Genomic DNA, 25,346 nt, shown 5'->3' on the forward strand with positions numbered 1-25,346 from the left:
TCACCCCTTGATCCAGGGCAGGGCACCGCAGACCTGCGAGCGCAGCACGGAGATCGTGCCGCCTCGCAGGTCGGCGACCGAGGCGGTCTCGATCAGCCGCAGCGAGGCGGTGTGGATGGCATAGTCAAAGCGGACCGCCTGCCGGCTGCGCCGGGCGCTGCACTCGCAGATCGCCCGCCGCTCGATCCCGGAGAGGCGGAACTGCTGCTGGACCATGGCCAGGGTCTGGCCCCCGAAGGGCAGCTGGCGCAGGCTCTCCAGCGGCGCCAGGACCGCGTCGGAGCGGTTCTGCATGCGGGCGACGTCCGCCTCGCAGGCCGGCACCAGCTCGGCCGCGGCCTGGCGCTCCATGGCCCGGTCGGCCAGGACCAGGTAGTGGAAGCCGAACCACAGGCCGGCGGCGAGCGTGACGCCGATCAGCTGGTCTGGCAGCTTGCCGAGAAGCTCGATCATTCCATCCTCCGTCTGCGGTCGCGGGCCTTGGCGAAGCTGCGCTGGACGTCGGGCGCCCGGACCGGCGAGGCCGGCTTCAGGGTGCGGGTGACGGTGTTGCGCATGCGCTCGCCGATGCGGTTGATGGTGGAGAGGCGCTGGCCGATGCGGGCGCGCACGTTGCGCCGGGCCAGCGCCAGCAGGTCGTCGGGCGACAGGATCCGCACGGCCGCCTGGGCCGGCGCCTTGTGCTTGAGCGCCAGTTCCGCGCGCTCCTTCCACAAGCGGACGGCCTCCTTGGCGACCCAGGTCTCCTGGAAGCGCTCGCAGTGCTGCCGCATGCGGCCCTTCACCGATGCGACGCGCTGGTCGACGGCTTCGAGCTGGCGGACCATGTGCGGGCGGCCCTGCGCCCGGGCCATGGCCGGCGGGTTCGCCTGGCCGAAGCTGGCCGTAGGGGCAGGCGCCACCGTCGGCTTGCCGTCCTTGCTGCCCCGGCTCATCGCCCGCCTCCGTCGAAGAGGCGGAACGGCGGGCAGTGGCCGTCGGTGACGACACGGAACCCGTTGAAGCCGAGATAGACGCAGCGGTGATAGACGGGGCGCTCACTCGAGCCGGTGAAGCTGTATTCGAAGCGCAGGTAGGGCGTGCCGTACAGATAGTTGGCAACCACCACGCTTCCGATCACGGCGAGCCACACGAGGCTACGCAGCCGCACCAGCGGCACGCGGCGCGGGCGGGTCGGCTTGGCCGGCGGCGGAGCCGCCGGCACGCCATCGAGGCGCATCCCGTCCGTCATGACGTCCTCGGGGGATAATGGATGCGGAAGAGGGGATCGCCGCGCAGGCGCCTGCCCTCGATCGGGTTGTCCAGCACCCAGTCCCGCCAGGGCTCGACCTGGCCGTAGTGAACCAGCGTCAGGCGCATCGGCCGCAGCCCCTGCACGAACACCCAGGCCTCGCCGCGCGGCATGGCGAGAACCTCGTCCGGCGTCATCAGCCGGCGCCCCAGCTCGCGGCTGGAGACGCCAAGGTCGGTCACCACCGAGCGGAAGGAATAGTCCTGCTTGCGGATGGTCGCCTCGGCCAGCAGGTCCGAGACGAGCTTGGCCTGGTCGAAGCTGTTGAGGGCGCTATAGACCTTCACGCCCGCGTAGGAATCGACCGCCGCGGCGGCATCCCGCCCGTACTTGCGCACGAGCCCGGGGAACGACTGGATGTAGAAGTCCGCCGTGATGCCGAGGCCGCGCATGGTCTCCAGGTCGGAGACGAGGTCGGCGAAGCGGTAGTTCAACGCCTCCTCGCCGACGATGTGCACCTTATGGCCGGTCGGCCGGTCCTTGCAGGCGGCGATCAGGTTGTAGTTGAAGAGCGAGATCAGCGGCGCGAACTCGCGGGTGTGGCTGAGCGGCGCCATCATGAAGAGGATGATCGGACGCCAGCGCAGTTCGGCGATGTTGCGATCGGCGGTGCGGCCATAGCCGCCCAGCCGGCCGCCCTGGTTGAAGGTCAGCAGGACCTGGGTGGCGCCTTCGAGGAAGGAGGCGAAGTTCTCCTCGTTCTTGTCGGCGCGGTGCAGGAGGTTGGCGGCCTCGGTCTTGAGGAAGGCGACGATCGGGTCGTGCGGGACCGCCGTCTCCAGGTGCCGGCGGATCCAGCGCAGCGCCTGCATCAGCCGGCCGGGATCGTTGAGCAGGGCGAACACGTCGGACGGCGTGCAGCGGGCGGGGGCCGTCAGGCCGAAGTAGAGGATGGCGACGGCGATGCAGCGGCGCGAGCCGGCGCGGAAGTAGAGGTTCTTGTCGTCGCCGCCCTTCTCGGGCAGGTGCAGCTCGGCCAGGTCGCCCGCGCGCTTGATCGCGTCGAGGCGCGCCTCGTCCTCGGCATAGAGGGCGTCGAGCACCGCCTGGTAGGGGTTGAGCTCGACATTGCCGCAGCGGTCGAGGTAGCGGCCGGCGGGGTTGACGCACCAGACCTCGAAGCCCAGCTGGCGCAGCGTCGGCGCCAGCATCGGCCCCAGCTCCTGCTTGGGGTCGGAGATCGCCAGCGACTTGCCCGTCTGCGCCTGGTGCAGGATCGAGCCGACGACCAGCCGGCTGGTCTTTCCACCCCCCGGCGGCATGATCGCGAGGGAGAACGGGACGTCGGCCGGCGCGAACACCGGCCGTTGCCCCTGATACAGGCCGAGGAAGTTGCCGCTGGCCGGCATGTCCATGCCGCGGGCGCGAATCTCGTCCCAGGTCGCTTCCCGCGCCGTGCCGTGGTCGCTGGTGATGGCCTCGGCGCGGGCAAGGTCGCGGCGCAGGCGATAGTCGCGGACGAGGAGGACCAGGCCCCGGGCGAGGCAGGCGGCAGCGCACAGCGCCGCCGCCCCCGCCATCGCCGCCTGCTGCCAGGGCGCGTCCGGGGCGGGCCACAGCCACCAGCCGATGGCTGCGGCCGCCACCGCGACGGCGAGGTTGCCGTTGATCGGCCCCGTCGCCGTGCGGACCGGCACCGTGCTCATTGGACGGCCCGCAGGCGGACGGGCACGCGCGGCGCGGGCAGGTACGAGCCCGGGCCACCACCACCGCTGCCGCCGTCGCCGGGCGCGCCGCCGCGGCCCTGGGCGTGCGCCAGCAGGATCAGGCCGACGGCAAGGTAGGGCAGCAGGTCGAGCGCGTAGCCGAGCGCGATGATCCAGGCCAGCTCGCCGGCATGGCGGAACACGACCGCCGTCGGCGACAGGTGGCGGTAGGTCGGCACCGGCTTCGGCTGCCGGTCCTCCAGGTCGGTCACCGCCTGGCGGAGCGCGATGCCGATCGGCTCGAACTCGCGATGCAGGCGGCGCATGGTCTCGTCCTGCACCCGCCGCGTCTCCGGCACCGTCGAGTAGCCGGCCGCCACCACGGGGGCCGCCAGCATGTTGGCCGTCGCCTTCAGCGACGCGATCGGCAGCTGCTGGCGCAGCTCGATCACGACGCTGGCGAGGCGGGTCAGCGCGTTCTCGACCGCGCGCACCCGGTCGCGCTCGCCCATCTCCGGGTCGGAGAGGGCGGCGCGCAGGCTCTCCAGCGTCTGCTGGCCGGCGCGAACCTTGCCGTCGGCCGCCTTCACCACTTCGCGCACGCCTTCCTCGGCGCCGGCGAGCCGGCTCTCCTGCACCAGCATCTCGCGGTAGACCGGGCCGCGGCCGGCACCGGTCTGGCCGCGGCGCTCCTCATGGTCCTTGAGACGGGCCGCCGTCTCCTTGCCGGTCGCCAGGATCGGCAGCACCTGCTCCAGCTGGCGCAGCGCGGTCTGGACGGACGCGAAGGCGGCTTCGGCCGCCGCCAGCACCGACTGCCGTTCCAGCGCGCGGGCCTCGGCATGGGCGAGGAAGGTGGCGTTCGACGTGCCGGAGACCGCCAGGATGGCGACCAGGCCGCCGCCGGCGATGGCGCCGGCCAGCGCCGCATTCTCCTGGCCAAGCCGCGGCAGGATGCGCACCGCCGCCGCCGAGAAGCTCGCCAGCGCGGCATAGGTCATGACGCCGATCAGCAGCGCGACCACGAAGGCGACGGCGCCGCCCGTCTCCTGGTGGTCGAAGAAGAGCCAGGCGCTGGCCCCGCTCAGGATGGCCGAGCCCAGGTGGGCCAGCAGGATGCAGAAGCGGACGAACCTCGTCACCGACGAGGTCTCGTCCTTGAGATCGTTGCGATGGTCCGACATCGTGGTTCCCCTTCCGATCCATCGCGGGCGGATTCCCGCCGATGGATCGGATCGCCTCGAAGCGGCGAAGGGGATTGGGAAGTCGGTCGATTTAGGATGTAGCCGGGTGGTCAACTCCTGCCAAGGAGGGGGCCGGGCCGGTCTAATCAGTTGTGGAAGCAGAGTTCCGCGAGCGCCCTGCCAACCTATTGAGCTGCAAGAGATTCAAGCGCAGGGGCATTTTAGGGGGGAGGGGATGGCCAAGCGCACCGCCGCCGCCGGGCGCGCCAACCAGTTCCGGGCCGGGGCGAAGTTCGACGAGATGACCTTGATGCGGCTCGTCTACTGCTTCTGCCAGGGGCTCGGCGTCCAACTCGCCGCCCGCTCGACCGGCCTGACGGCCAAGACCGTGCGCGGGGTCTACATCGCCTTGCGCAAGCGCCTGCTCAAGCCCGCCTTCAACCGCTGGCACGGCACCAACCGCGCGGTGATCCGCACGCCCATGCCGGAGTTCGAGCCGCTGCTCCGAGCGGTTTACTTCGACCGGCTCGGGCGCTGCGCCGGGAACGAGACCTGCGCGCGCAACTACCGGCTCGGCAACCGCAAGCGCCGGGAATGCCGCAGCTGTCCGCTGGTCGACGCTTTGCCGCCCGAGGGACGCGCCGAAGCCTACGTGGTGATCGATGCCGTCCATGCCTTCTACGAGGCCATCGGCATCCGCGGCGAGAAGGACATCGGGCCGATCATGCTGTTCCGGGAGCGGCTCATCCACCGCACCGTGGTCGGGACCGTGCAGAACCACAGCCGCAAGCGCGAGAACGGCCTGTTCGATCCGAATGAGCGCGAGTTCCTGTCGGGCGGCACCTTGCTCGACCTGCTGCTGCGCGACCTGGCTGAGGACCCGCTGTAGGGCGCGCGGCACCGGATCGCACGTCCATGCCGGAAGCAGGGGACGGCACCCGTGTTGGCCAATGGGCCTTTCGTCGATGGGCTGGACCATCCAGCCCGTGATGATGCGCCAGGGTGCCGGGCCGCGCCCGGACATCAATGGCCCGCCCGCTCCATTCGCTTCGCTCCCGTGTTGGCCATGACGTCCGGGCTCAGGTCGGCCCGGCTCTTTCGGCGCATCGGCTGGATGGTCCAGCCCATCGACGAAAGGACGACACCATGACCAACGACAACCATCCCGATCCCGTATCCGAGACAAGCGATACCGGCCACCGCCTCACCATCCCGGGGCTGAACGACCTGCTGCGAACCACCTTCATGACCGGGCGCGTCGTTCTGACCGACGGCATCCGCGCACTGCCCGCGGAGACGCAGTCGGAAATCCTGACCAAGGTGCGGACGTTCGATGCCTTCTGCCCGAAGAACGATCCCCACGGCGAGCACGACTTCGGCAACTTCGACCAACCGGGCGCCGGCCGCGTCCTCTGGAAGATCGACTACTACAACCCGATGCTCGACGGCGGCAGCGAGGATCCGGCCGATCCCAAGCGCACCTGCCGGGTGCTGACCATCATGCTGGCGAAGGAGTGGTGATGCGCACCTTCGATGACGCGGACGGCGCCGATCTCGCCGAACGGTTCGCTGGCCAACTGGAGACTGCGCTGATGGCGCAGGCTCTGGCGGAGACGGGAAGCCTCCCCGACGAGCGCACCAAGGCGCTGCTCGGCGACTGGATGCTCGGCACCTTCAACGCGGCTGCGTTCGCGATAGCCTCGCCGGTCGAGGGGCGCGGCGCGCTGCTGTGGGAGCCCGATGGCGCCGGACACCGGCTGGTCTGGTACATGCCGACCGGCATCGCCTGTCCGCTGGCACGGCTCTATCCGCAGCCGAACGGGACATGGGCCGCCATGGTCGTCGCCGGCGTCAAGGACGAACTGATCGAGGCGATGGGTGCGGCAGAGTGGGCGGTGGCGAGGCTCACCAGCATGTAGCGACTTCTGATATGGTTCTTCGGATGGACCTACGCGCCCAGTTCGATCCGTTCGAAAAGGGCGTCCAGTATCTGGATTCTAGTGAATAGAACGATTGAGAGCGGACAATGACAGAAGAAGTAACAATCATTCCGGCCCAGACTAATTTCGTGGTGGCAAAGTAAGTGGCCACTGACGTGCCGGGCGGGACGCGCAAAAATAGGAAACCTAAGACCGCGCCCAACCCGAAGCGGCAGAAAGAAGCGCGCCAGAGTCTCAATAGCCTCTTCACCGATCGTTCGAACGTATGGATAATCCACTATTCTTGCGAAAGCTTTTACGATCGGCCGAACGGTGCATCACCGCGCATCACGTCTCTCGCCGTGCGCAGTCTTGACAGTGCTCAGACGCACTCCTTCTCCATCCATCAAGTGGCCGAGCGCTTGAAGGTGCCGTTCGCCGACATCAAGGTGCGCTATGACGAACTCGAGCGGCAGATGCTGGATGCATACTATCATCACCTGGGTACACATCGCGGTATGAAGTATCTGCATTGGAATATGCGCGACATTAATTACGGATTCGCCGCTATTGACCACCGCTACCAGGTGCGTGGCGGAACCCCGGTGCTGATCGACGACGCAAAAAAGTTCGACCTATCCCGCATTCTGATCGACATCTATGGCGTGGCCTATATCGGCCACCCTCGCCTTGAGAAACTGATCGAAAAGAACCAGATTCAGCCCCGCGACATGATGACCGGTGCCCAGGAAGCCCAAGCGTTCATCGCCGGCAATTATGTCGGGCTCCACCAGTCAACGCTGCGCAAGGTCGACGTGCTCGCTAATATCTCTGAGCGGGCCCAAAATAAGCAGCTGCTCACTAATACGAGTTGGTGGCAGATGCACGGCGGCAGCCTGCGAACTGGCTTGGCCTGGGTCGCCGACAACAAGGTGATCTCGCTAGTGATCGGGGTCGTCGGCCTCGCGGTCGGTATCTACGCCCTGAAGTAATCGCTTCGGTGCGCCGGCTCACCCGCTCGTAGCAGGCAGATCAAGATAGGGCCGTTCAGGCATGTCCCGCCAGGAATCGCGGGGCGTAACAGCGAAGTGAGCGAACGGGCGCGCGCCTCCTCACAGGTACAGCTGAGCCCTTGGCATCAGGTCTTCCCGGTCGCAGCCGCTTGGCAGGTCCCGGTAGAGGTTGGTGGCGATCATTGCGTGATCAGCTTTGAAGGCGGCCTGCCCGCCAAGCACCTGCGCGATCGCCTGGCCGGCATCCGGCAGATAGCGGCGAGCGGATAGGCACGAGACTCGAGGTGATGCGCTGCGTTTTGCGAAGCTATTTGGCTCTAAGCCGGCATGACCTCGATTTCCCCATCGGTGAACCATCCACGCTCGATGAGGTTGGCTCGTGCCAGGCCGGGGTTATCGGAGTAGTAGACAATGGCTAGGCTCTTCTCCGCTCGGCTGCAGGTGACGTAGAATAGACGGCGGGTGCGGTCGATGCTTGTGTCGTTACCGGCAGTTTCGTTCTCGATGTCGGTCCGAGTTTTTGCCTTGGTTCCGATGAGCTTACCGTAGCTGAACAAGAAGCCGCCGGCTTCATCGTCGCTAATCACCACCATGACTCGGTCAAACTCGCGGCCCTTCACCCCTTGGTGGGTGTCGAATTGGGACACTCCCCGGACGTAGCGGTCATACCTTTCAATCTCGGAAAATGGCGCGTCCAGTGCCCGACGCCAAGCTCCCCCTTCGGTGCTCGCATCGTCATCTTCGGCGTCGGCACCATCTGCAGGCACATCCGGGACGAACGGCTGTAGTACATCGGGAATGACGAAGAGATTGGTCTCCGCGACATGCCGAAGGAGCGCGCGCAAGCTCGGAGGTTCCGCGGCAACGAGCAGCGCCCTCAGTCCGTCGCAGGCGGCTTTCGCGCGCGCCAGTTCCGCCTGCTGCTGTTGACCGGCCGTTGCCAGCCTCTGACGATCGAGCAGCGGTGAGCTCCGGCGGATCGCTGATGCAATCGCAAAGCGGTCGCCAACCACCAGTGCGTTGGCCAGTGGCAGTAGCTCGCGGGTGAAAAAGCCGAGGCCACTTCCGTTGCCGCCGAGCAGTCCGGTACGCATTGGCTCGTAGCGATATAACGGTCCGAAGAAGCGTTCGAATCCAAACCGTCGTGCCGACATCAGGTGCTCAAGCGCCAGCGTCTTCACGCCATCCCGACCAGGAAGCCAAGCTTCGTCGCCAGTCAGCTCAGCCATTCTCGCAGCTGCCGACGCTTCAAGAGCCGATTTGCTAGGCACGGCTTCAGGTGACAGGAACAGCCGAACGGTTCCCTCCTGCGCATTGCTGCGCGGCCGTTGTGCTTGCCCGTCAGCTTCGGCTCGGATCTTGTTGATGAGTGTGATCACTCGCTTTGGGCAGCGGTGATTCATCGCCTTGCGGGGCCGCGCCCAGGCCTCGGGGATGGCTTCGGCCAATCCGACCTTACCGTCAGCGTAGATGCGCTGCATGGTGTCGCCGAACAAGCCCAGGCAGAACTGGGTGGGAAAGGCAACTTGGACGCCCAGCAGCGCGTCCATCAAGCGCCTCGCAGTGTCCTGGCTCTCATCAATCAGCAACACCGGGTATCGAGCGACCAAAAGCCGACGCAGGCCCGGCTTCGACGTCAGAAATTCCGCGGTCATTGCGATAACTTCGGCGTGGTTGAGAGAATCGCGTGTGCGATTGTCACCGGTCGGGCTGTAGACGAATCTGGTGATGGCTGGGAGGCCCTGCCGACGGCGGGTCTTGCTCTCAATAGACTGCGCTCGCTCGACTGATGCCTTGCTAGCTCGTCCTCTAGCTTGTTTGTCCTCAAGTTCGGCGATCTCAGCGAGCAGGTTCGCGTCGAGCCACCGGCGAATGTCCGCATCGTAGCCGCGAATGAGCGACCAAGCGAAGGCGTGGATCGTCGATACATCCACGCGAGGATCGAATTCCAACCGCTGGAGGATCTCATCGCAGGCGGCGTTCGTGTAGGTGATAACCGCGACCTTCTGACCGGTCAGCGTCAACTGGCGGCCCTGGCGCCGGCATAGATCGCGCACGGCCTGGACTAGTGAGCGTGTCTTGCCCGACCCGGCACCCGCATAGAGGAAGAAGCTGCGCACGGCCGTGAGATCGAGACAGCCACGGATGATCTCGTCGGCTTCCGCATCGAACACATCATCTGCAATGACGCCCGTCATGCCACCCCCCCGGCAACTGGGGGCAAAATCTCGATTTGCTTCTTCTTGAGCCGTTCCTGTAGCCAGGTCAGCCCCTCAGCGATGTAGCCCGGCACGGTCAACGTTTCGAACCCCTCAGCGTCAAGAACGTCGAGTGCGAACTCGGCCTTTTTGCCGGTTCTGAGGGCATCGAACATTGCCTGACCGATCGCAGCAGTACCGCCGCCGGCGGCGATGGCGCCGCGAAACTTCGCAATCAATCCCGTGCCTTCGAGGGCAGCGAAGAACGTGAGGTTCTCGAACGCCAGAGCATCTTCGAACGTATACGGATAGGCCGTTGCGGGCGCTGCGGCACCCGGCAGCACTACCTGCACTGGCATCTGGTAAGCGGCGCGAACGGCGTACAGCTGGTCAGCCTCGATCGTTCGCTGCGCAGGGGTTGCTGCCCACAGCGCATCGACACCAGCCTCTGCCGGCACCCATACTTGCAGGGAGGTATTATTCGTGGTCTGGCCAGCGCCCGGGGCAGGTGGGGCCGCTGTTGTCGTGCCGACCGCCAGGCTGTCGAGGTCGGTTATGATCAGCGTCAGCAAGCCGAGATGGTCGATTAGAGGGCGAAGGCGGTGAGCATGGCTGCCGCCGATTTCGAGCAGAGTCACATAGCTCTTGCTGAGCGCCGCGAACTTTTGCCGGATGAAGTTCGGTACGATCATGCGCTCCGCCGGCCCTTCGACGAGGATCGCAGCATCGGCGAAGAATAGGTCGGCGTGCTGCGCGCGCAGATACCGTGTCACAAACCGAGCCGTCTCCTTGTCCGCGCCGAATACGTCAGAGAGGTTGATGACCGTAGAGACTGGGATCGGCGCAGCCATTCCGGCGGGCAAGCGCCTGAAATAGCGTAGGCACTCGTACGGCACTTCGTGTGCGACATGGCTCGAATGCGTGCTGACCACGAGTTGGGTACGGCGGAGCGCCGTGTTCTTCAGGTCAGGATGGGCTCGAAGCACCTCATAGGCCTTGTTGATAAAGACCTGCTGGACCTGTGCATGCAGATGCGCCTCGGGTTCCTCGACAAGAACGAGATGCAGCGGCTCAATCACGGCTGTGGGATCGGCGCTTCCAGCTTTGCCGACACGCATCCATGAATCCCGGAAGCTCATCAGCCGGAATATCATTGATATGAGGTTCTGATAGCCCAGGCCGTTGTTGTTTTCGGGTAGTCGAAGCACTGGCACCGCCGCTTCGCCTGCGGCCGGCGCCACGTCGACCACGAAGGTCACCGCCGACGAGTGGTTGAGGCCGTCGATCGCCTTAAGTCGCGTCGACACTTTTGGCTTGGGGTCGGTAACGCCGGGATAGCCCATGCCTTCAACTTCGCTGAACGCCGCTTCAAAGCTCTCGGTGAGCTTCAGGTCAAATGCGTCCTGTGCCGCTTCGATCGCCTGCAGCGCTCCCAAATCCTTCACATCCGGCCCTTTGCTCGGATCGAGGTGCTTGGAGTAGTAGCTGCGGAGTTGACTGGAGAGCCGGCTGCCCGGCGCTCCGGCCGGTGCGTCCTCATCCTCGTCACGTGGTGCTTCTTCGCCGAACCCGCGCTGCGCCGGGATATCGTGGATTCGCACGAGGCCCTTGAAGGGTTCGCCCTCCAGGCTGAGCGAGGCGGCCGGCAGCAGCTGCGGACGCGCCTGGCCATTGAGGGGAGACCGGAGTTGCGAAGGATCCAGAGTGAACGCGCGGATAGTAAAGCTTTTGGGCAGTCGACGGCTCAGGTAATCCACAAGCGTCGACGGCCACAGCGTAAGCTTAGGTTGCGGTGTCTCTTGACCATCGGCCGCAATCTTGGCGGCGTGCGCCTGCGTCGCGGCCACACGCAGTGCATGCGCATCGGCGACTGAAGCCAGGAAATCCTTGTAGAGGTTACCGAGGTCGGCGGGCTCGTAGCGGAGGCGCACGCCGAGCAGACCGCCTTCCCAATCGAGCGTTGGAATTAGATCGCGAACGTGGTGCATCTCACCGGCATCGACGTCGAGCCAAAGATCAAGCGTGGGGAGGAGCGACAGCCACGGCTCAAGCGTCAGTTCAACCAGCTCATCGGCCTGTTTGGCATCGATCCAATTCTGACCAATCCGATCAATTGCGGGCCAATGGCAAAGTGTAATGTCATGAAGTTCGAAAGGGCATTTTCTCGGTACTAGAAAACGCCGCAGGGCGAGCATTGCAGAGCTCTTGCCGCTGTTATTGGCGCCGACGAACAGACTTTGCTTCGCCGTAAGGTCAATGCGTACTGACAACAGCTTTCGGAAGTTTGAAATCTCCACAAATTTTATAAGCATGCGTTGCCCCCTCGGGCTGGCCTTTAATGATACATCAGTTATTGCCGGCCTCATGTCGCCGGGAGCGTATATCTATCAAATCAACCACCAGTATATAGGATTGGGCACGCTACACAAATAAGCGACTGACGTCATCCATATCTCGTGTGCTCCTGCCACCGGCGCCTATCGTCGAAATGAGGCGGACAATCCGTGTGCCCGAAGGCAATGGGTGCCGGCAGGATCGACAATGGCCGCTTGGGAGAACAAGGTCATCGGGCTCGTAGTCAGGCATCTAGCGGGCTCACAACTGCTGCCGGTCGCCTGCGCCAAGCCGAAAGGCGCTGCGGGTTTGGCGCTTTGCGAACTGGCCCGCGCAGCGCGACTTCGGCCCTTCAAGATTTTCGCCGCAGGCTAATACCAAGTCCGGCTGTTCATGACCGATGTGCCCACGCCCGGAGACCGATGGACATGATCTTCCATGGCTGGTCGACGAGCTTGTTCCAGGCGTGGGCGCAGTGGTCGAGGATGTCGTCGTAGGATTGGAAGACGCGGTTCGAGAGCCAGTTGTCGCGCATGAACTGCCAGACGTTCTCGACCGGGTTCAGCTCCGGCGACTTGGCTGGTAGCGGCACGATCGTGATGTTGGCCGGGACGACAAGCCGCTCGGAGAGGTGCCATCCAGCCTGGTCCATCAAGAGCAGGGCATGGGCGCCGGGAGCGACGGTGCGGCTGATCTCCGCCAGATGGAGTTGCATGGACGGCACGTTGCAGCGCGGCAGGACGAGGGCCGCGCCCTTGCCCTCGGCCGGACAGATCGCGCCGAAGATGTAGGCCGACTTGGTGCGCTGGTCGTGCGGCGCGCTCGGCCGGGTGCCGCGCCGGGCCCAGCGCCGGGTGATGCCGTTCTTCTGGCCTACACGGGCTTCGTCCTGGAACCAGACCTCTATCCCTCCTGGGGCTTCGGCAGCCTTCTTGCGCGCGAGGCGCGCCAGGAGCGCGGGAAAGTTTTTTTGAATGCCTCCCCGGCTTGCGGGTCCTGGGCATGGTGACGCGGCCGGGCCGACAGCTTGCGGTAGCCCATCGCCCGAAGCCGGTCGCTCATCGTCTGCTTCGACAGGCTGACCCCGAAAGTCTCGTGGATCCATTGCGCGAGGTCGATCAGCCGCCAGCGGACGACGCCGTGCACGGCCGGGATCGGGCCAGCCTCGACCAGCCGGGCCACCTCCGCCCATTGCTCGGCCGACAGCTTCGAGGATGCGCCGCCAGCCTTGCGGTCGATCAGGCCATCCGGACCGTCGGCGTTGAACGCCAGCACCCAGTCCCGCACCGTCTGCAAGCCGACACCGCCCAGCTTGGCTGCATCGCTCCGGCTACCGCCGTCATAGATCGCCGACAGCGCCAATAGCCGCCGGGCCTGGCCGGCGTCCTTCGAACGCTTTGCCAATCCCCGAAGCGCCGCTCCGTCATAGTCTCCGCGCAGCCCGATCGGTGCAGCCATGGCGAACTCCATACCGTTCGCCATCCTTGAATCAGAACTCCGACCCCAGCGGAATCCCCTTCGTGAGTCACCTCACGCCGGACTTGGTATAAACCATCCGGCCGACAGGATGCGCAGAGTGGCAGGCCGCGCCCCCGCGTCAATGGCCGGCCCGCTCCATTCGCTTCGCTCCCGTGTAGGCCATGACACGCGGGCTTCATCGGACCGCCTCTTTCGGCGCATCGGCAGGACTGATCCAGCCTAGCAACGAAAGGAAAGCACCATGACCAACAATCACATCCAGGAGCGGGCGAGCCCCACTGGCAAACAGCAGCCCACCCACATCGCCAAGACGAAGGTCGTCCACGGCGAGAACACCAGCTTCGAGCGGATCGGCGTAGCCTGGCTGAGAGACGACGGCTCCCTTTATATCCGTCTGCATGGCACGCAGATCATCGCCGACGGCTTCACGCTGTACCCAAATGAGAACGAGGTGCGCGATGAGCCTGCGTCTCACGATCTCCGGTCTCAACGACCTGCTTCGGTCGACCTTCATGACCGGCCGCGTCGTCTGGAAGATCGACTACTACAACCGTACGCTCGACGGCGGTTCCGACGATCCGACCGGCCCGAACCGCACCTGCCGAGTGCTCACCATCATGCTCGCGAGGGAATGGTGATGCGTACGTTCGACGATGGCGACGGCGACGACATCGCCGCCCGGTTCACCGCCCAGCTGGCGGCGGCGCTTCCCGCGCAGGCTCTGGCGGAGACCGGCAGCTTGCCAGGCGAGTGCGCCAAGGCGCTGCTCCGCGACTGGCTGATCGGCACGTTCAGCGCGACGGCCGCTGGACTCGCCACGATCGGCGAGGGGCGCGGCGAGCTTCTGGGAGCCCGACGGAGACGGACGCCGGCTGACTTGGTACATGCCGGGCGGAACCGCCTTTCCGTAGGCGCAGCTCCGCCCGCAGCCGAACGATACGTGGGCTGCACTCGTTGTCGCTGGCGTCAAGGACGAGCTGATCCAGGCCATGGCCGCGGTGGAGTGGGCGCTACGTCGATGGCGCGCGCGGTAGTTGTCAATTTTGCGTTCGTTGTGCAAGCATGCCTGGGGAACGAACGGAGGCGATGATGCTGACGCGACGGTTGTTCGTATCGGGGGCAGCGGCGGCGACCGCCTCCTGTCTCTGCAGCGCGCGTATAGGAAGCGCGCAAAGTATCCAAACTGATGCACTCCACATCTGTACGGAACTCATCCTGGCTGATGTAAATCTGGCGAATAGAATATCGACCGAAGAAAATCCAAACAATAAGCCCGTAAATTCCACCAATAAAGACGCTGAGGCAATATCTCTTTCTCAGAAGAAATGGCACCCAAAGCGTCGAATTCTATCTGTAGACTTTACTGAGACGGTCCCATTCGAGGATAAAATAATAAAATTTGCAAAAGAGTGGGAACAGTTTATGGGAATGAGATTAAAATTTGGGCGCGGAGATCCGGATATACTGGCGTCTTTCTCCAAGGGAGGATCTTGGAGTTATGTAGGAACAGATAGCAGATATTTTGCAAAAAAAGGAATTCCCTCAATGAATTTTGGATGGTTTGACAGAAATACACAGGATAGTGAGTTTAGTCGGACAACCCTTCATGAATTTGGCCATGCTCTTTCGCTGGTTCACGAACAACAGCATCCCCACGGAGAAATATCGTGGAAAAAAGAGAAAGTGTACGCTTATTATAAAAATTTAGGATGGGAAAAGGAAGACGTAGATAAGAATATTTTTGCGAAGTACGATTTGGGCCAGATCAACGGAGGGGAATATGACAGGCATTCTATAATGCACTATCCCATTCCCGCTGAATTAGTGAGTGAATCTGCTGATGTTGTTGGCTGGAACAACGATTTATCGGCAAATGACAAAATAGTCATCGGGGCACTTTATCCAGATATCCAAACTGGACTTCCGCTATAACTTGCCCCGAATATGTTGCGATCTGCCGGAGGTTGGAAAAATGAAAGCCTACTCGTGGTGCGTTGTGGTAGCGCTGCTTGCGGGATCTCCCTCGACGGCCTATTCCCAGCGTGACGGGCGACTTGACAGTCCCGCGGGCTGTTCGGATGGGTTGAGTTGCCTATACGGAAACTTTCATTTTCCACCTTCGCCGGCAGGATGCGGTGGTGCTTGTAGGTCCGCCGAAGCACCGAATGACGATTCCCCGCGCAAAGTTTTCATGCCTTCAGGTATTAACGAAAGTTTGCGGATTTCTCTTGACGTATCAGGCGTAAGTAAGGACGCAAAATCTAATCAAAATGTAATCCGATTTCATGCGAACCGAAACGTATTGGAGGTGAGCCGAAAAGCGATAGATACTAATAAAGAACTATGTGCTCCCGTCGCATCCGCAAGTAGGCCGGATTTCTGGAGAGAGGCGCTGATTCAGAGGAAACAACTATTGCGGTGTGACAAAATTGTAAAAAAATTGACCGAACATAGAATCGGGCGCCTTAGTGTTGAATATTTCTCTTTTCTGTCCCACATATCTACTAATGTAGACGAAACGTTGAGAGGATTATTCGATGATTACAAAGAGAATTGCTTGCAGCTGCTTTCTGAGTACGCGCATACGCGGCCGTTCAGGAATCTATTTGGTGAAGATTTTCTTGAGAGCGTGATAAGTAGTGTGGGTCTGCTCGTAGGGGCGCAGACAGCTTGCACCGCTTCTATTGTTCGCTTTCCTGGATCAAGACAGAGAATGTTAGCCACGGCCGCACATTGTATTGCCCGCAGTGAGAGAGACATCGGGGCAAACAAAAAGCAAGTCGTGTCTGTGCAAAATCTGAAATTCAATGCGCTCAATGGAATGTCAGCCGAAATCTCTATAGAAGAAGATGTGAAGGGTTGGATTTATCCCAAAGAAACAGATTTGGCGCTAATTCCCTTGGCGGATGCCGGACCACTTAAAGACGATGTGGGCTTAGTAGTTGGACGTATTGGTGCGCTGAATACACTAGATCCAATATATATATTCGGAATTAATCCAATTGTGCTTGCTCTTAACGGGGCTGCAAGCGCAAATCACTATGACGGCCTGTTCTCCGCGGCTACTGCAACCTTCTCGACTCCGTGCCGGATAGTCGGCGCTAGTGCTGGAAGTATCGGGCACAATTGTGAGACGGAAAAGCAGATGTCGGGTAGTCCGATTCTTGCAATCCAAGACAACCGGCCCGCAATTATAGGCGTGCACGTCGCAGGCCTTGACCGTCCAGCGCCGCTTCCGCGTTGTGGCGTGGGTTCGTGGCCTGCGATTAACTATGGGACATTCATGCCTGAAAAAACTGAGTGAGGCGGCAATTGGTGCGGACGTGACGGTCCTGAATGCGATTCTGATCTCGAAGAAAGCGCCAGCTGTATCGCACTGAGGCTGGATAGCCAACGATGTGAAAGTACAGTCCTTTAGCGCGGCGATCGCGGGATCGTCGCCGTGGATCTTTCGGAGGATCTGAGCGGCCGGCCCGGCCTCCGGCAACGAAATGCTGTTGCCTTCATCATCGTCCGGTCCCTAGGCACCGCAAGCCGCTACGACGACCTGATACCAAGTCCGGCTGTTCATGACCGATGTGCCCACGCCCGGAGACCGATCGACATGATCTTCCATGGCTGGTCGACGAGCTTGTTCCAGGCGTGGGCGCAGTGGTCGAGGATGTCGTTGTAGGATCGGAAGACGCGGTTCGAGAGCCAGTTGTCGCGCATGAACTGCCAGACGTTCTCGACCGGGTTCAACTCCGGTGACTTGGCTGGCAGCGGCACGATCGTGATATTGGCCGGGACGACGAGCCGGTCGGAGAGGTGGCATCCAGCCTGATCCATCAAGAGCAGGGCGTGGGCGCCGGGAGCGACGGTGCGGCTGATCTCGGCCAAGTGGAGTTGCATGGACGGCACGTTGCAGCGCGGCAGGACGAGGGCCGCGCCCTTGCCCGCGGCCGGACAGATCGCGCCGAAGATGTAGGCGGACTTCGTGCGCTGGTCATGCGGTGCGCTCGGCCGGGTGCCGCGGCGAGCCCAGCGCCGGGTGATGCCATTCTTCTGCCCGACCCTGGCGTCGTCCTGGAACCAGACCTCTATCCCGCCTGGGGCTTCGGCGGCTTTCGCGCGCGCGAGGCGCGCCAGGAGCGCGGGGAACTTTTTTTGAACGTCTCCCCGGCTTGCGGGTCCTGGGCATGGTGGCGCGGCCGAGCCGACAGCTTGCGGTAGCCCATCGCCCGCAGCCGCTCGCTCATCGTCTGCTTCGACAGGCTGACCCCGAAGGTCTCGTGGATCCACTGCGCCAGATCAATCAGGCGCCAGCGCACCACCCCATGCACCGCCGGGATCGGGCCGGCCTCGACCAACCTGGCCACCTCCGCCCATTGCTCGGCCGACAGCTTCGAAGAGGGGCCGCCAGCCTTGCGGTCGATCAGGCCATCCGGACCGTCGGCGTTGAACGCCAGCACCCAGTCCCGCACCGTCTGCAAGCCGACCCCGCCCAACTTGGCTGCATCGCCCCGGCTACCGCCGTCATAGATCGCCGACAGAGCCAACAGACGCCGGGCCTGGCCCGCCTCCTTCGAGCGCTTCGCCAGTCCTCGAAGCGCCGCTCCATCATAGTCTCCGCGCAGCCCGATCGGTGCAGCCATGGCGAACTCCATACAGTTCGCCATCCTTGAATCAGAGCTCCGACCCCAGCGGAATCCCCTTCGTGAGTCACCTCACGCCGGACTTGGTATGAGCGCTTTCAAGGAAGAGAAGGGACTGCGATCTCGCCACTGCTGCGGGACGGCGGCTCACGATGTCTTGGCCACGGTGGGAACGCCGCTGGTACCCGGCCGCGGCTGGTGTTGGTGACGTGCATCGCCGGCGGCCACAGCCGCAGCCCCGACAGCTGGGGCATGCGCTGGCGCGCCTGGTCGCCGCCTGGCTGGAACTGCCCTTTATGCAGCTCTTCGTCGACCGGGCGGTTACCGGCAGCAGCCATCCGACGGAGTTCCGCCGCCTGCCGCCGCTCGCCTGGCACCAGCCATCGGACGGCCCCGTCATCGTCATTGATGACGTCGCCACGTCCGGCTGGCATATGGAGGAGGCGCTGGGCATGATCCGGTCGACCAGCCACATGGCGGTTGGATCCGCCTGGATCGGTGGCACGGTGAAGGGCGGCGAGGAGGCTGCCTCATCGGTCCGGGAGAGGGCGGGACGGAGGCGGTTCCGGCCGGCGCGTGGTTCGGTTCATGAACGTCTGCGGTCGCCGGGTTCATCTGGAAAGGCTTGGGCAGACGCTACGCGCAAGATGTGCGCTGTAATACAGCGCATCTTGCCAAGGGAGGCCCGCTGCGCGCCTCCCGTTGGATCCCTCCCGGCCGTTGGCGCTCCGCCGGCATCGAGCCGGCTCCGCACCAATGCACCGGTCTGGTCCGCTGCACCACCAACCAGGGGCGCCTTCGTGCTCCCCCGATACCCCCATGACCCAAGGAGACTTCGCTCTCCCTGGACCCATCGAGCCAAGGGGCGATCCCGCGCCCCTGACAACCTCCGGGCCAGGCGTGCGCCGCCTGGACTTGCGCCAGGGGCTTTCGCGCCCCTGGACCACGACCGGTGTGTCGGCACCGGCTTCGACCTGGGGGCAGTTCGTGCCCCTGGACCGACGACCAGCGTCTCGCCGCTGGACCCGCGACCAAGGAGCGTCCTTGGATGCGTCGCACCAGTGCCAGTGCCCTGCTGCTCATGGACCAAGACGGGTGGCATCTCTCCGACTGGCGCGTTCTCCCAGATCCCACTGCCGGGTTGCCGCAGGGTTGTCGTCCTAGACCACAGCGGACCGGCGGAGGGCGGGTGCCGGAAACAGCGCTTCCACCATCGCTCGGTGCGCGCGCGCAATGGTCTTCTCTTCTATCCCCAGCCGTTTCCCATAAGCGTCGCTCATCGCGCTCATGACGCCGAGCACGTTCGGGCTCAGTAGTTCGGCCTTGGTCGGCAGCGTCAAGAGATAAGCGAGCTGGGCGGGCGGCTTGACGTATTGGGTGAGGCGCTTCCGTTCACGGGGCGTGACCGGTACTGTGAGGCAGGCCTGCAAGCACCAGTAACAAGTCGCCCAGCATTCCAAGATGTCGTCGGGAATCTGGTCGTGTTCTCCGGTCAGGTAGAGGTGGCGTATGCCCGGCGTTTTCCCGCTGAAAAGCTCGAAGAGCGTGCGGCCGATCACGATCGGCCAGCTGTCCGGGTCGCCCTCCGGCGGCAGAACCTGCAGTCGCGATTCCTTGAATTTAGAATCTTTCGCAGAAGCGGCCGGAAGGGCGGCCGTACAAACGATCATCAGCAGCGCTCGCAAGCGGATGACGTCGTGATTGTCGAGTGCGCCGCATTTCCTGCGTTCGCTGATCCGGTCGCTGAAGGCAGATACGGCTGTAACGATCTGCCTCTTCGTCGCTATTTTCGCCGCCGCGGCTCTTCGATGCTCCGCCCGCTCGCGCTCTTCTTCCTCGTGCCGTGACTTCTGAGTGTCGAATTCTTCGCCGGCATCGAGCGCAGCCTGGCCATCGCCGGTCTCATCGCCGAGATCGAACGCGCTGGCCGGCACGGGAGACTGGCCCTCTTCATAGTCTTGTTCGTTGGCGTCCAGGCCGATCAACCGGTTGAGGAAACTGCGCACAATGGAAACGTCGCTTCCGGCCAGGCTATTGTGGGGGAGCTGGTGTTCCGTGCGCGGCCTTCGCCCGGCGATGAACTGCTCGTAGCTGAGCGTCTTGTACGCGGAAGCACCGCCTTCCTCGCCCTCGCGCGCCTTCGGGATCGAAATAGGTTCTTTGTCCGTCCGCTCACCCCGTTCGATCCGCTCGAGAAGGCCCAGCACGTCGAGAAGCATCAGGCTCGCTTCGGTCTCGTTGTCCAATTGGCGTAGTGCGCTGTCGACTTGACGGGAGGAAGTTTCTCTGACGACCGCACGCAGGCGATCGATTAGCGTGACAATCGATGGCGCGGAGGTCCGCCCATCCTCGTGCTGAACCCGCGCGAATGCAGGGCGCTCCTGTGTTTCGCCAATCTCGAACCGCTGAGTGTCGCCGCCGCTGGCGAGCAGCAAGAGACGACAGGGCATTGGCCTTCCGAGTTGATCGAGGAGAGTGATGCTGCACTCCGCCGGATGGAAAGCATTGGTGGGGTGCCAAGTGAGCGTATCGACGCGGCACTCGAACTTGCCTGGGTTAAGAGCCGCCAGCTCGCCCATCGGCAATTCCCCATCGAGCTCCAGGTCCGGTAGAATCGCGGGATCGAGTTGCCGCTCGCTCGTCAGAATCTCGCCGAGGCCAAGCGCATCAGCCATGGAGCCGGGCGGGAGGCAGCGATAGAGGCACGCCTCTTCGTTCGATCCGGCGAAATCAGCATTGCCAAGCGCAGGCAGCGTGCAATTCGCGCTGCCGACCAGCACATGATCGGCGGTCGCCGTCTGTGCGATGACGGCTTTCGCGTGGATGAAGCGGCCTTTGCGGAAGTCACCGCGGTCGTAAAGCTGCACACCCTGAACGTTGCCGAGTGCCCACTTCGGGAAGGTGGTGCACACGGGATCGATAAGAATCGAGATGTCGCCAGGCGAGAGGCGCTCGGTCAGGTATGCAAGCGCAGCCAGATTGGGGTCCCAGTACGGGCTGATGACGATCAGACGCTCGACGGGTTCGTCCACCAGTTCGGCAAAGCGCTGGCCGATACCCGAAGTCTCTCCGGTAGTCAGGAGGGCGGCGAGCGTACCGTCCGCGAGCCCGACCGGGCCGCTCGCCGGGGAGACCTTGGCGAGCCATGGTGCCCGTGTGAGCATCCAGTCGACCTGGGCCGCGGTCGCCTGCTGATCCCCATCCAGAAAGCGGGACAGGTATCGCCATCCCGCTGCGACGAGTTGCTGTTCGCCCGAACCCGGTTCGTCGGACAGGACCATACCGGCGAGTTCGAGGTTTCCGCCCAGGCCTGGCGTCGTCAGGTTCGCCGAACTGACGATGAGGCGCCCACGGCGGCGGCCCACTTGCAAAAAAAGCTTTGGATGGAACACCCCCGGCGCCCCGATTCCGTTGATCGTGTAGAGGCGTCCCGCATGGCTGGGCAGCGCAGATGACTCGCAAAGTGCATGAGTGAGCATGCGTCCGTCGGCGAGTACGAGATTATTGCGACACCCGGCGCCACGGAGGCGCGGGAGCACGATGTTCTCATAGGCATCAAAATCGATCCCGAAACTGGTCGCGACGCTCGTGTGGAATTCCTTGTCGGCGAAACGTTCATAGAGCTTCATGCGACACCCGCCGCCGCTGCGCCGTATTCAGTGAGCCCTTGGTCGCCGATCAGGTGAATGTCTTTAAGGAATGTGATGGCGGGGCCGAGGCGCGGGTTCGTGAAGACTGGTCCATCTTTCCCACGCAGCCTGAGCTTCCCTTCGTCCCGCTCGATCAGGAACGTGTAATCTCCGGCGCGGAGTTTTTGCAGGGCGACCCACAAGTGGCGCTGCACTATGCGCTCTTCCAGAAGTCTTGCCAGCAGCGCTTCGAATGTCTCGCCCCGGTGTGCTTCGAGGAAGCGGGCTTCCGTCAGAAGGGAGTGAAAGGCTTCCGGATTGAAGCGGCCCAGGACGGTGGCGATGTCGCGGTCTTCGTCGCGTACCCGCCTATGAAGGATAGCGAGAAGCCTCACCGCATTCCAGGCGATCTCCGGTGCACAAACGCTCGCGTCGTTCCTCCCGGCGCGCCTCATGATGGCAGTGGAGATTGAGAACTCTGAGCCATCGTCATCCGCTGCATATGAGTTCGAAGCGGGCATCGAGGCATCGACGAAAGCGGTCCAATGTGTTGGCCTCACCGGTACCGTCATCAGTATTTTCTCCACGCACAGCGGGATAAGCCGCGACAAAGCGATGCCGGCCGGGTAGTCGGCGAGAGTATCGAGGGTGAATTTGAGCAGTGTCTCGTAGGCGACGTGGCAGAGATCGTTTGCGTGATAGATCCACCAAAGCTGTCTTTGCGCCTTGAGCGCGGGCGATCCGAGATCGAGCGCGCGGCCCTTCTGATCGCAGCCAGCGAAAAGGATCCAGCGTACTTCCTCGGGGTTGGGGGCGCGTCCGAGCAAGACCGCGATTTTCAGGATAAGCAGGATGCTGTCGCGACGAGCGCCCGCTCGGCCGTCGGTCGCATCGGAGGCTCCGAGCAGGATCTCCTGATAGAGATCACGCTCTTCACCCGAGAGTGCAATCTCGGAGGGAGCGAGGGGACGGAGTTCGTGGAGCTCGTCATCCGTGACGCTGCCGCGTTGCACGATGTCATAGAACAAACTCGCCAGCTCACCCACGCTAGCCTCGAATACGGTTGCCAGGCGTTCGCCGATCTCCTTGCTGGGCAACGGAACTTCGTGGTCGTTCGATGGATCGAAGATTCCGATCTCGAACAGCTGGCTGCGATAGGCTGCGCCATAGGCGCCCCAGGCCTGCTTCAGGTAGTAGTTCTCGCTGCCGGGCTCCGCCGCCTGCGCAAATTCGATTGACCCGCTCAGGTTCGAGTCCAGAATCTTCTGCGCCCATTCGATACCGGCGACACCGCCCTCGCGGCCGTGCCGGTAGGCGATGAGCGCATAGAGGGCTTCCGCGCGGCGGATGCAACGCTTCCAGGATTCGGGGTTGGTGTCGCCGATCTTCTGCGCGTAGGCCCGGCAGAGCCAAGCGTATAGTCCGTAGTAACGCATCCGAAGCGTCACGTTGCTGATACCGGGAAGGAATGTCTGGTACAGGCTGACGCTGCTATTTTGCATACCCAGCGGATCGAGGCCGTTCTTCTTTCTATACTCGGTCCACACCGGGTAATTTATGGTTGGGCGCACCTCATCAGCCATCTGCGAAAACCCTCTCGGAACGCGATCCCTTGTGTTTCCTATCGATCTCATGCGGGGATGGGCCATGACCGCGCCGGGGTACGGTGACGGCTAGGTGCGGGTTTGCGATCCATCCTTCCAGCTGATCGACCGTCTCGGGGGCACCGAAGCGCTCACCGCGCTGTCGCCATGCCCACGCTGCCTGCACAGCGCAGAGCAGAGCGTCGATATGATCGGCGCCGGGGTCGTCGCAAAGGTCGCCCGGCGCTACTATGCTGAACCCGTAGCGCCGTGGCGCTTCCTCGCGGAGGGCTTGCAGCAGATCGCGGCGCGCCTCGTGCTGATCGACGGTTTGCTTTTTCCTTGTGTCGTTCTTGTAGCTGCGGCGACCGATGTGCTGGCGGGCGAGCACGCCAGGATAGGCTTCTACGGCGATACGCTGCGGATCGCCGCAGTGCAGGTGGGGAATGCTCACCCCCGCGGCCAGCAGGCGCGGGGCGCCCTCGAAGAACATCAGCCCCACGGGCACTCCGTAGAGTTTCTGCGGGCTTACCGAACCCGCAGCCTCGTCAGTCGCGCGGCGATGCTCCTTGTCGCCAGCGATCCGGTTCTCTTTATACCGGTTCAGCGCCTCGCGAAAACCGGTGCGGCCAAGTTGGCCCGCATGGTGGACGTATGCTGCCCAGGTAGACGGCCAGCCAATGGTCTCGATGAAGCGGCGGGCTTGGCCAAAAGGAAAGTCGATCCCGGCCACCCATGCGCCGGGCATAGCGAGTGCAGATTCGAAGACTTCGAAGCTTTTCCACTCCTCGAAGGACTGCGTGCGCAGGGCGTCGGCGTCCAACGTGCAGTGAATACAAGTGATGGGCTTTCGCCGAGAGGGTCTGCTCGTAAAATCAATACCAAGAATCTTCATAGCAGAACGATAGCCAAAGTGCAGAAAAAGTTCGAGGTTTTTGTTCCCCGCTCAGCGCATCCGGCGCGGTCGTGCAGGGGGCGCCAATCGCTTTTCTCACGGAGCTGCTGATCGCTGTTTCGGCCATCCGGTGACGATCACCGCGCGCGAGGGCTGGAGCAGCCCTTTCAAGACGGCCGGGACCATCCGGCCCCGAAGTTTCTTGAATGCTATGGCGGCCTTCGGCCCGGTTTCCTTGTGAAAAAGTGGGGGGCTTCGCAGCCCCCCGGCCGTCAAGGCCAAGCCCTACGGGCGCCGGCGGGGGGTATCCCCGCCTTCCGCGGCTTCGCCTTGTGCAGGCGGGTGATGCCCCACCCCGCCGGCGACCTTGACCGCCACCCCTGCTCATTGGCGCGGGCCTAGCCCGGGTTGCAACAGCAACCCGGATTAGGAAGAAAGCCAATGAAAACCGATATCTACACCCGCCTCACCGATCAGATCGTCGCCGACCTGGAGAAGGGCGTTCGGCCCTGGATGAAGCCGTGGAGCGGCGGGAACACCGAAGGGCGGATCTTCCGCCCGCTGCGCCACAACGGCGAGCCCTATCGCGGCATCAACGTCCTGATGCTGTGGGGTGCGGCCATCGAGAAGGGCTATGCCGCGCCCTACTGGATGACCTTCCGCCAGGCGAAGGAGATGGGCGCGCATGTGAAGAAGGGCGAGCAGGGGTCGCTCGTCGTCTATGCCGGGGCAATCACCAGGACCGAGGCCGACCCCGCGACGGGAGCCGAGGAGGAGCGTGAGATTCCGTTTCTCAAGGGCTACACCGTCTTCAACGTGCAGCAGATTGAGGGCTTGCCGGAGCGGTACGGCGTGCCGGCCGAGCCGGTGCCGCCGGCTTCACCGCTTTCCCGCATCGCGCAGGCGGAAAGCTTCTTCGCCGCGACGGGGGCCGACATCCGCCACGGCGGGCACCGCGCGTTCTATGCACCCGGGCCGGACCTGGTGCAGATGCCGCCCTTCGAGGCGTTCCGGGACGCCGAGAGCTATTATGCGACGCTGGCGCACGAGGTGACGCACTGGACGTCGCACAAGAGCCGGCTGGATCGCAGCTTCGGGCGCAAGCGCTTCGGCGATGAAGGCTATGCGATGGAAGAGCTTGTTGCCGAGCTTGGCGCGGCGTTCCTGTCGGCCGACCTGGCGTTGACGCCCGAGGTACGGGACGACCATGCGGCCTATATCGGGTCGTGGCTGAAGGTGCTGAAAGGGGATCGCCGCGCCATCTTCACGGCCGCCAGCCATGCCCAGCGGGCGGCGGATTTCCTCCATGGGACGCAGGGGCGGGAGATCGCGGCTTGAACACCGGGCGGGCGGTGGGGGTCTTCCTACCGCCCGTCAGTTCGGCTTGATCACGACGCCGTGGCCGCCGGGGAAATCGGCATCGCCGCTGTTGCCGTAGTTGACCCCGCCCGCCGTGGTAGAGCCGCCGCCGGGAACGAGGGCGCTTCCGCCGCCGCCACCGCCGCCGCCCCTGGTGCTGCTACCAGCATCGCCGCCACGGC

The 25,346-nt window shown here is 63.5% G+C and carries 20 protein-coding genes; 8 read left to right on the forward strand and 12 right to left on the reverse strand.

Annotated features, from left to right (window positions below):
- Genes STVA_RS01505 through STVA_RS01525 form a run of 5 tightly spaced genes read right to left on the reverse strand, consistent with a single transcriptional unit; the run spans nucleotide 1 to nucleotide 4,121 of the window.
- The gene (locus STVA_RS01505; protein WP_123687694.1) at nucleotides 1-453 is read right to left on the reverse strand and encodes a hypothetical protein; all 453 of its coding nucleotides are present in this window, start codon (nucleotides 451-453) and stop codon (nucleotides 1-3) included.
- Entirely contained in the window at nucleotides 450-935 is a 486-nt protein-coding gene (locus tag STVA_RS01510; RefSeq protein WP_123687695.1) for a hypothetical protein, read from the reverse strand. Before STVA_RS01510 ends, STVA_RS01505 begins: the two co-directional genes overlap by 4 nt.
- A complete protein-coding gene (locus tag STVA_RS01515) occupies nucleotides 932-1,231 on the reverse strand; it encodes a hypothetical protein (RefSeq protein ID WP_123687696.1) in 300 nt (99 codons plus the stop codon). Before STVA_RS01515 ends, STVA_RS01510 begins: the two co-directional genes overlap by 4 nt.
- The gene (locus STVA_RS01520) at nucleotides 1,228-2,937 is read right to left on the reverse strand and encodes a type IV secretory system conjugative DNA transfer family protein (protein WP_123687697.1); all 1,710 of its coding nucleotides are present in this window, start codon (nucleotides 2,935-2,937) and stop codon (nucleotides 1,228-1,230) included. Before STVA_RS01520 ends, STVA_RS01515 begins: the two co-directional genes overlap by 4 nt.
- Nucleotides 2,934-4,121: a hypothetical protein gene (locus STVA_RS01525; RefSeq protein WP_123687698.1), complete on the reverse strand. Its 1,188-nt coding sequence runs from the start codon at nucleotides 4,119-4,121 to the stop codon at nucleotides 2,934-2,936. The genes STVA_RS01520 and STVA_RS01525 overlap by 4 nt, the downstream gene beginning before the upstream one ends.
- A 235-nt stretch (nucleotides 4,122-4,356) precedes the next feature.
- Here STVA_RS01525 and STVA_RS01530 point away from each other — a divergent pair, with 235 nt between their 5' ends.
- The 4 genes from STVA_RS01530 to STVA_RS01545 all read left to right on the forward strand — a co-directional run bounded on the left by STVA_RS01530 (nucleotide 4,357) and on the right by STVA_RS01545 (nucleotide 7,032).
- Nucleotides 4,357-5,010: a hypothetical protein gene (locus STVA_RS01530; protein ID WP_123687699.1), complete on the forward strand. Its 654-nt coding sequence runs from the start codon at nucleotides 4,357-4,359 to the stop codon at nucleotides 5,008-5,010.
- Nucleotides 5,011-5,267: 257 nt separating this feature from the next.
- Entirely contained in the window at nucleotides 5,268-5,642 is a 375-nt protein-coding gene (locus STVA_RS01535) for a DUF3768 domain-containing protein (RefSeq protein WP_123687700.1), read from the forward strand.
- Nucleotides 5,642-6,040 (forward strand): hypothetical protein, encoded by a 399-nt coding sequence (locus STVA_RS01540; protein WP_123687701.1) that lies wholly within the window; start codon nucleotides 5,642-5,644, stop codon nucleotides 6,038-6,040. Before STVA_RS01535 ends, STVA_RS01540 begins: the two co-directional genes overlap by 1 nt.
- A gap of 164 nt (nucleotides 6,041-6,204) precedes the next feature.
- A complete protein-coding gene (locus tag STVA_RS01545; RefSeq protein WP_245978113.1) occupies nucleotides 6,205-7,032 on the forward strand; it encodes a hypothetical protein in 828 nt (275 codons plus the stop codon).
- 338 nt (nucleotides 7,033-7,370) lie between these two features.
- Here STVA_RS01545 and STVA_RS01550 read toward each other — a convergent pair whose 3' ends face one another.
- The 3 genes from STVA_RS01550 to STVA_RS01560 all read right to left on the reverse strand — a co-directional run bounded on the left by STVA_RS01550 (nucleotide 7,371) and on the right by STVA_RS01560 (nucleotide 13,043).
- The gene (locus STVA_RS01550; protein WP_123687702.1) at nucleotides 7,371-9,251 is read right to left on the reverse strand and encodes a UvrD-helicase domain-containing protein; all 1,881 of its coding nucleotides are present in this window, start codon (nucleotides 9,249-9,251) and stop codon (nucleotides 7,371-7,373) included.
- Nucleotides 9,248-11,563, reverse strand: coding sequence for an AAA family ATPase (locus STVA_RS01555; protein ID WP_123687703.1), 2,316 nt, complete (start codon nucleotides 11,561-11,563; stop codon nucleotides 9,248-9,250). The genes STVA_RS01550 and STVA_RS01555 overlap by 4 nt, the downstream gene beginning before the upstream one ends.
- A 413-nt stretch (nucleotides 11,564-11,976) precedes the next feature.
- A protein-coding gene (locus tag STVA_RS01560; RefSeq protein WP_420822806.1) for an IS630 family transposase occupies nucleotides 11,977-13,043 on the reverse strand; the annotation gives its coding sequence in 2 pieces (ribosomal slippage) (nucleotides 11,977-12,492 and nucleotides 12,495-13,043; 1,065 coding nt in all).
- A 262-nt stretch (nucleotides 13,044-13,305) separates the two neighbouring features.
- Here STVA_RS01560 and STVA_RS28640 point away from each other — a divergent pair.
- From STVA_RS28640 to STVA_RS01580, 3 genes are all read left to right on the forward strand, one after another.
- Nucleotides 13,306-14,154 (forward strand): hypothetical protein, encoded by an 849-nt coding sequence (locus tag STVA_RS28640; RefSeq protein ID WP_245978590.1) that lies wholly within the window; start codon nucleotides 13,306-13,308, stop codon nucleotides 14,152-14,154.
- Entirely contained in the window at nucleotides 14,151-14,996 is an 846-nt protein-coding gene (locus STVA_RS01575) for a M12 family metallopeptidase (protein WP_142235608.1), read from the forward strand. Before STVA_RS28640 ends, STVA_RS01575 begins: the two co-directional genes overlap by 4 nt.
- 625 nt (nucleotides 14,997-15,621) lie before the next feature.
- The gene (locus STVA_RS01580; RefSeq protein WP_142235609.1) at nucleotides 15,622-16,368 is read left to right on the forward strand and encodes a trypsin-like serine peptidase; all 747 of its coding nucleotides are present in this window, start codon (nucleotides 15,622-15,624) and stop codon (nucleotides 16,366-16,368) included.
- A 263-nt stretch (nucleotides 16,369-16,631) separates the two neighbouring features.
- Here the strand turns inward: STVA_RS01580 and STVA_RS01585 are convergent.
- The 4 genes from STVA_RS01585 to STVA_RS01600 form a co-directional block, all read right to left on the reverse strand.
- A protein-coding gene (locus STVA_RS01585) for an IS630 family transposase (RefSeq protein WP_420822820.1) occupies nucleotides 16,632-17,698 on the reverse strand; the annotation gives its coding sequence in 2 pieces (ribosomal slippage) (nucleotides 16,632-17,206 and nucleotides 17,206-17,698; 1,068 coding nt in all).
- 1,160 nt (nucleotides 17,699-18,858) lie between these two features.
- Nucleotides 18,859-21,327, reverse strand: a complete 2,469-nt coding sequence (locus STVA_RS01590) for a phospholipase D-like domain-containing protein (protein ID WP_142235610.1) — start codon at nucleotides 21,325-21,327, stop codon at nucleotides 18,859-18,861.
- On the reverse strand, nucleotides 21,324-22,910 hold the full coding sequence (locus STVA_RS01595; protein ID WP_123695419.1) for a hypothetical protein: 1,587 nt from the start codon (nucleotides 22,908-22,910) through the stop codon (nucleotides 21,324-21,326). Before STVA_RS01595 ends, STVA_RS01590 begins: the two co-directional genes overlap by 4 nt.
- On the reverse strand, nucleotides 22,903-23,733 hold the full coding sequence (locus tag STVA_RS01600) for a DUF429 domain-containing protein (RefSeq protein ID WP_245978592.1): 831 nt from the start codon (nucleotides 23,731-23,733) through the stop codon (nucleotides 22,903-22,905). Before STVA_RS01600 ends, STVA_RS01595 begins: the two co-directional genes overlap by 8 nt.
- A gap of 513 nt (nucleotides 23,734-24,246) precedes the next feature.
- Between STVA_RS01600 and STVA_RS01605 the strand changes: the two genes are divergently transcribed.
- Entirely contained in the window at nucleotides 24,247-25,143 is an 897-nt protein-coding gene (locus tag STVA_RS01605; RefSeq protein WP_123695423.1) for an ArdC family protein, read from the forward strand.
- The last annotated feature ends 203 nt before the right edge of the window (nucleotides 25,144-25,346 follow it).

The sequence above is a fragment of the Stella humosa genome (assembly GCF_006738645.1).
Lineage (GTDB): Bacteria > Pseudomonadota > Alphaproteobacteria > ATCC43930 > Allostellaceae > Allostella > Allostella humosa.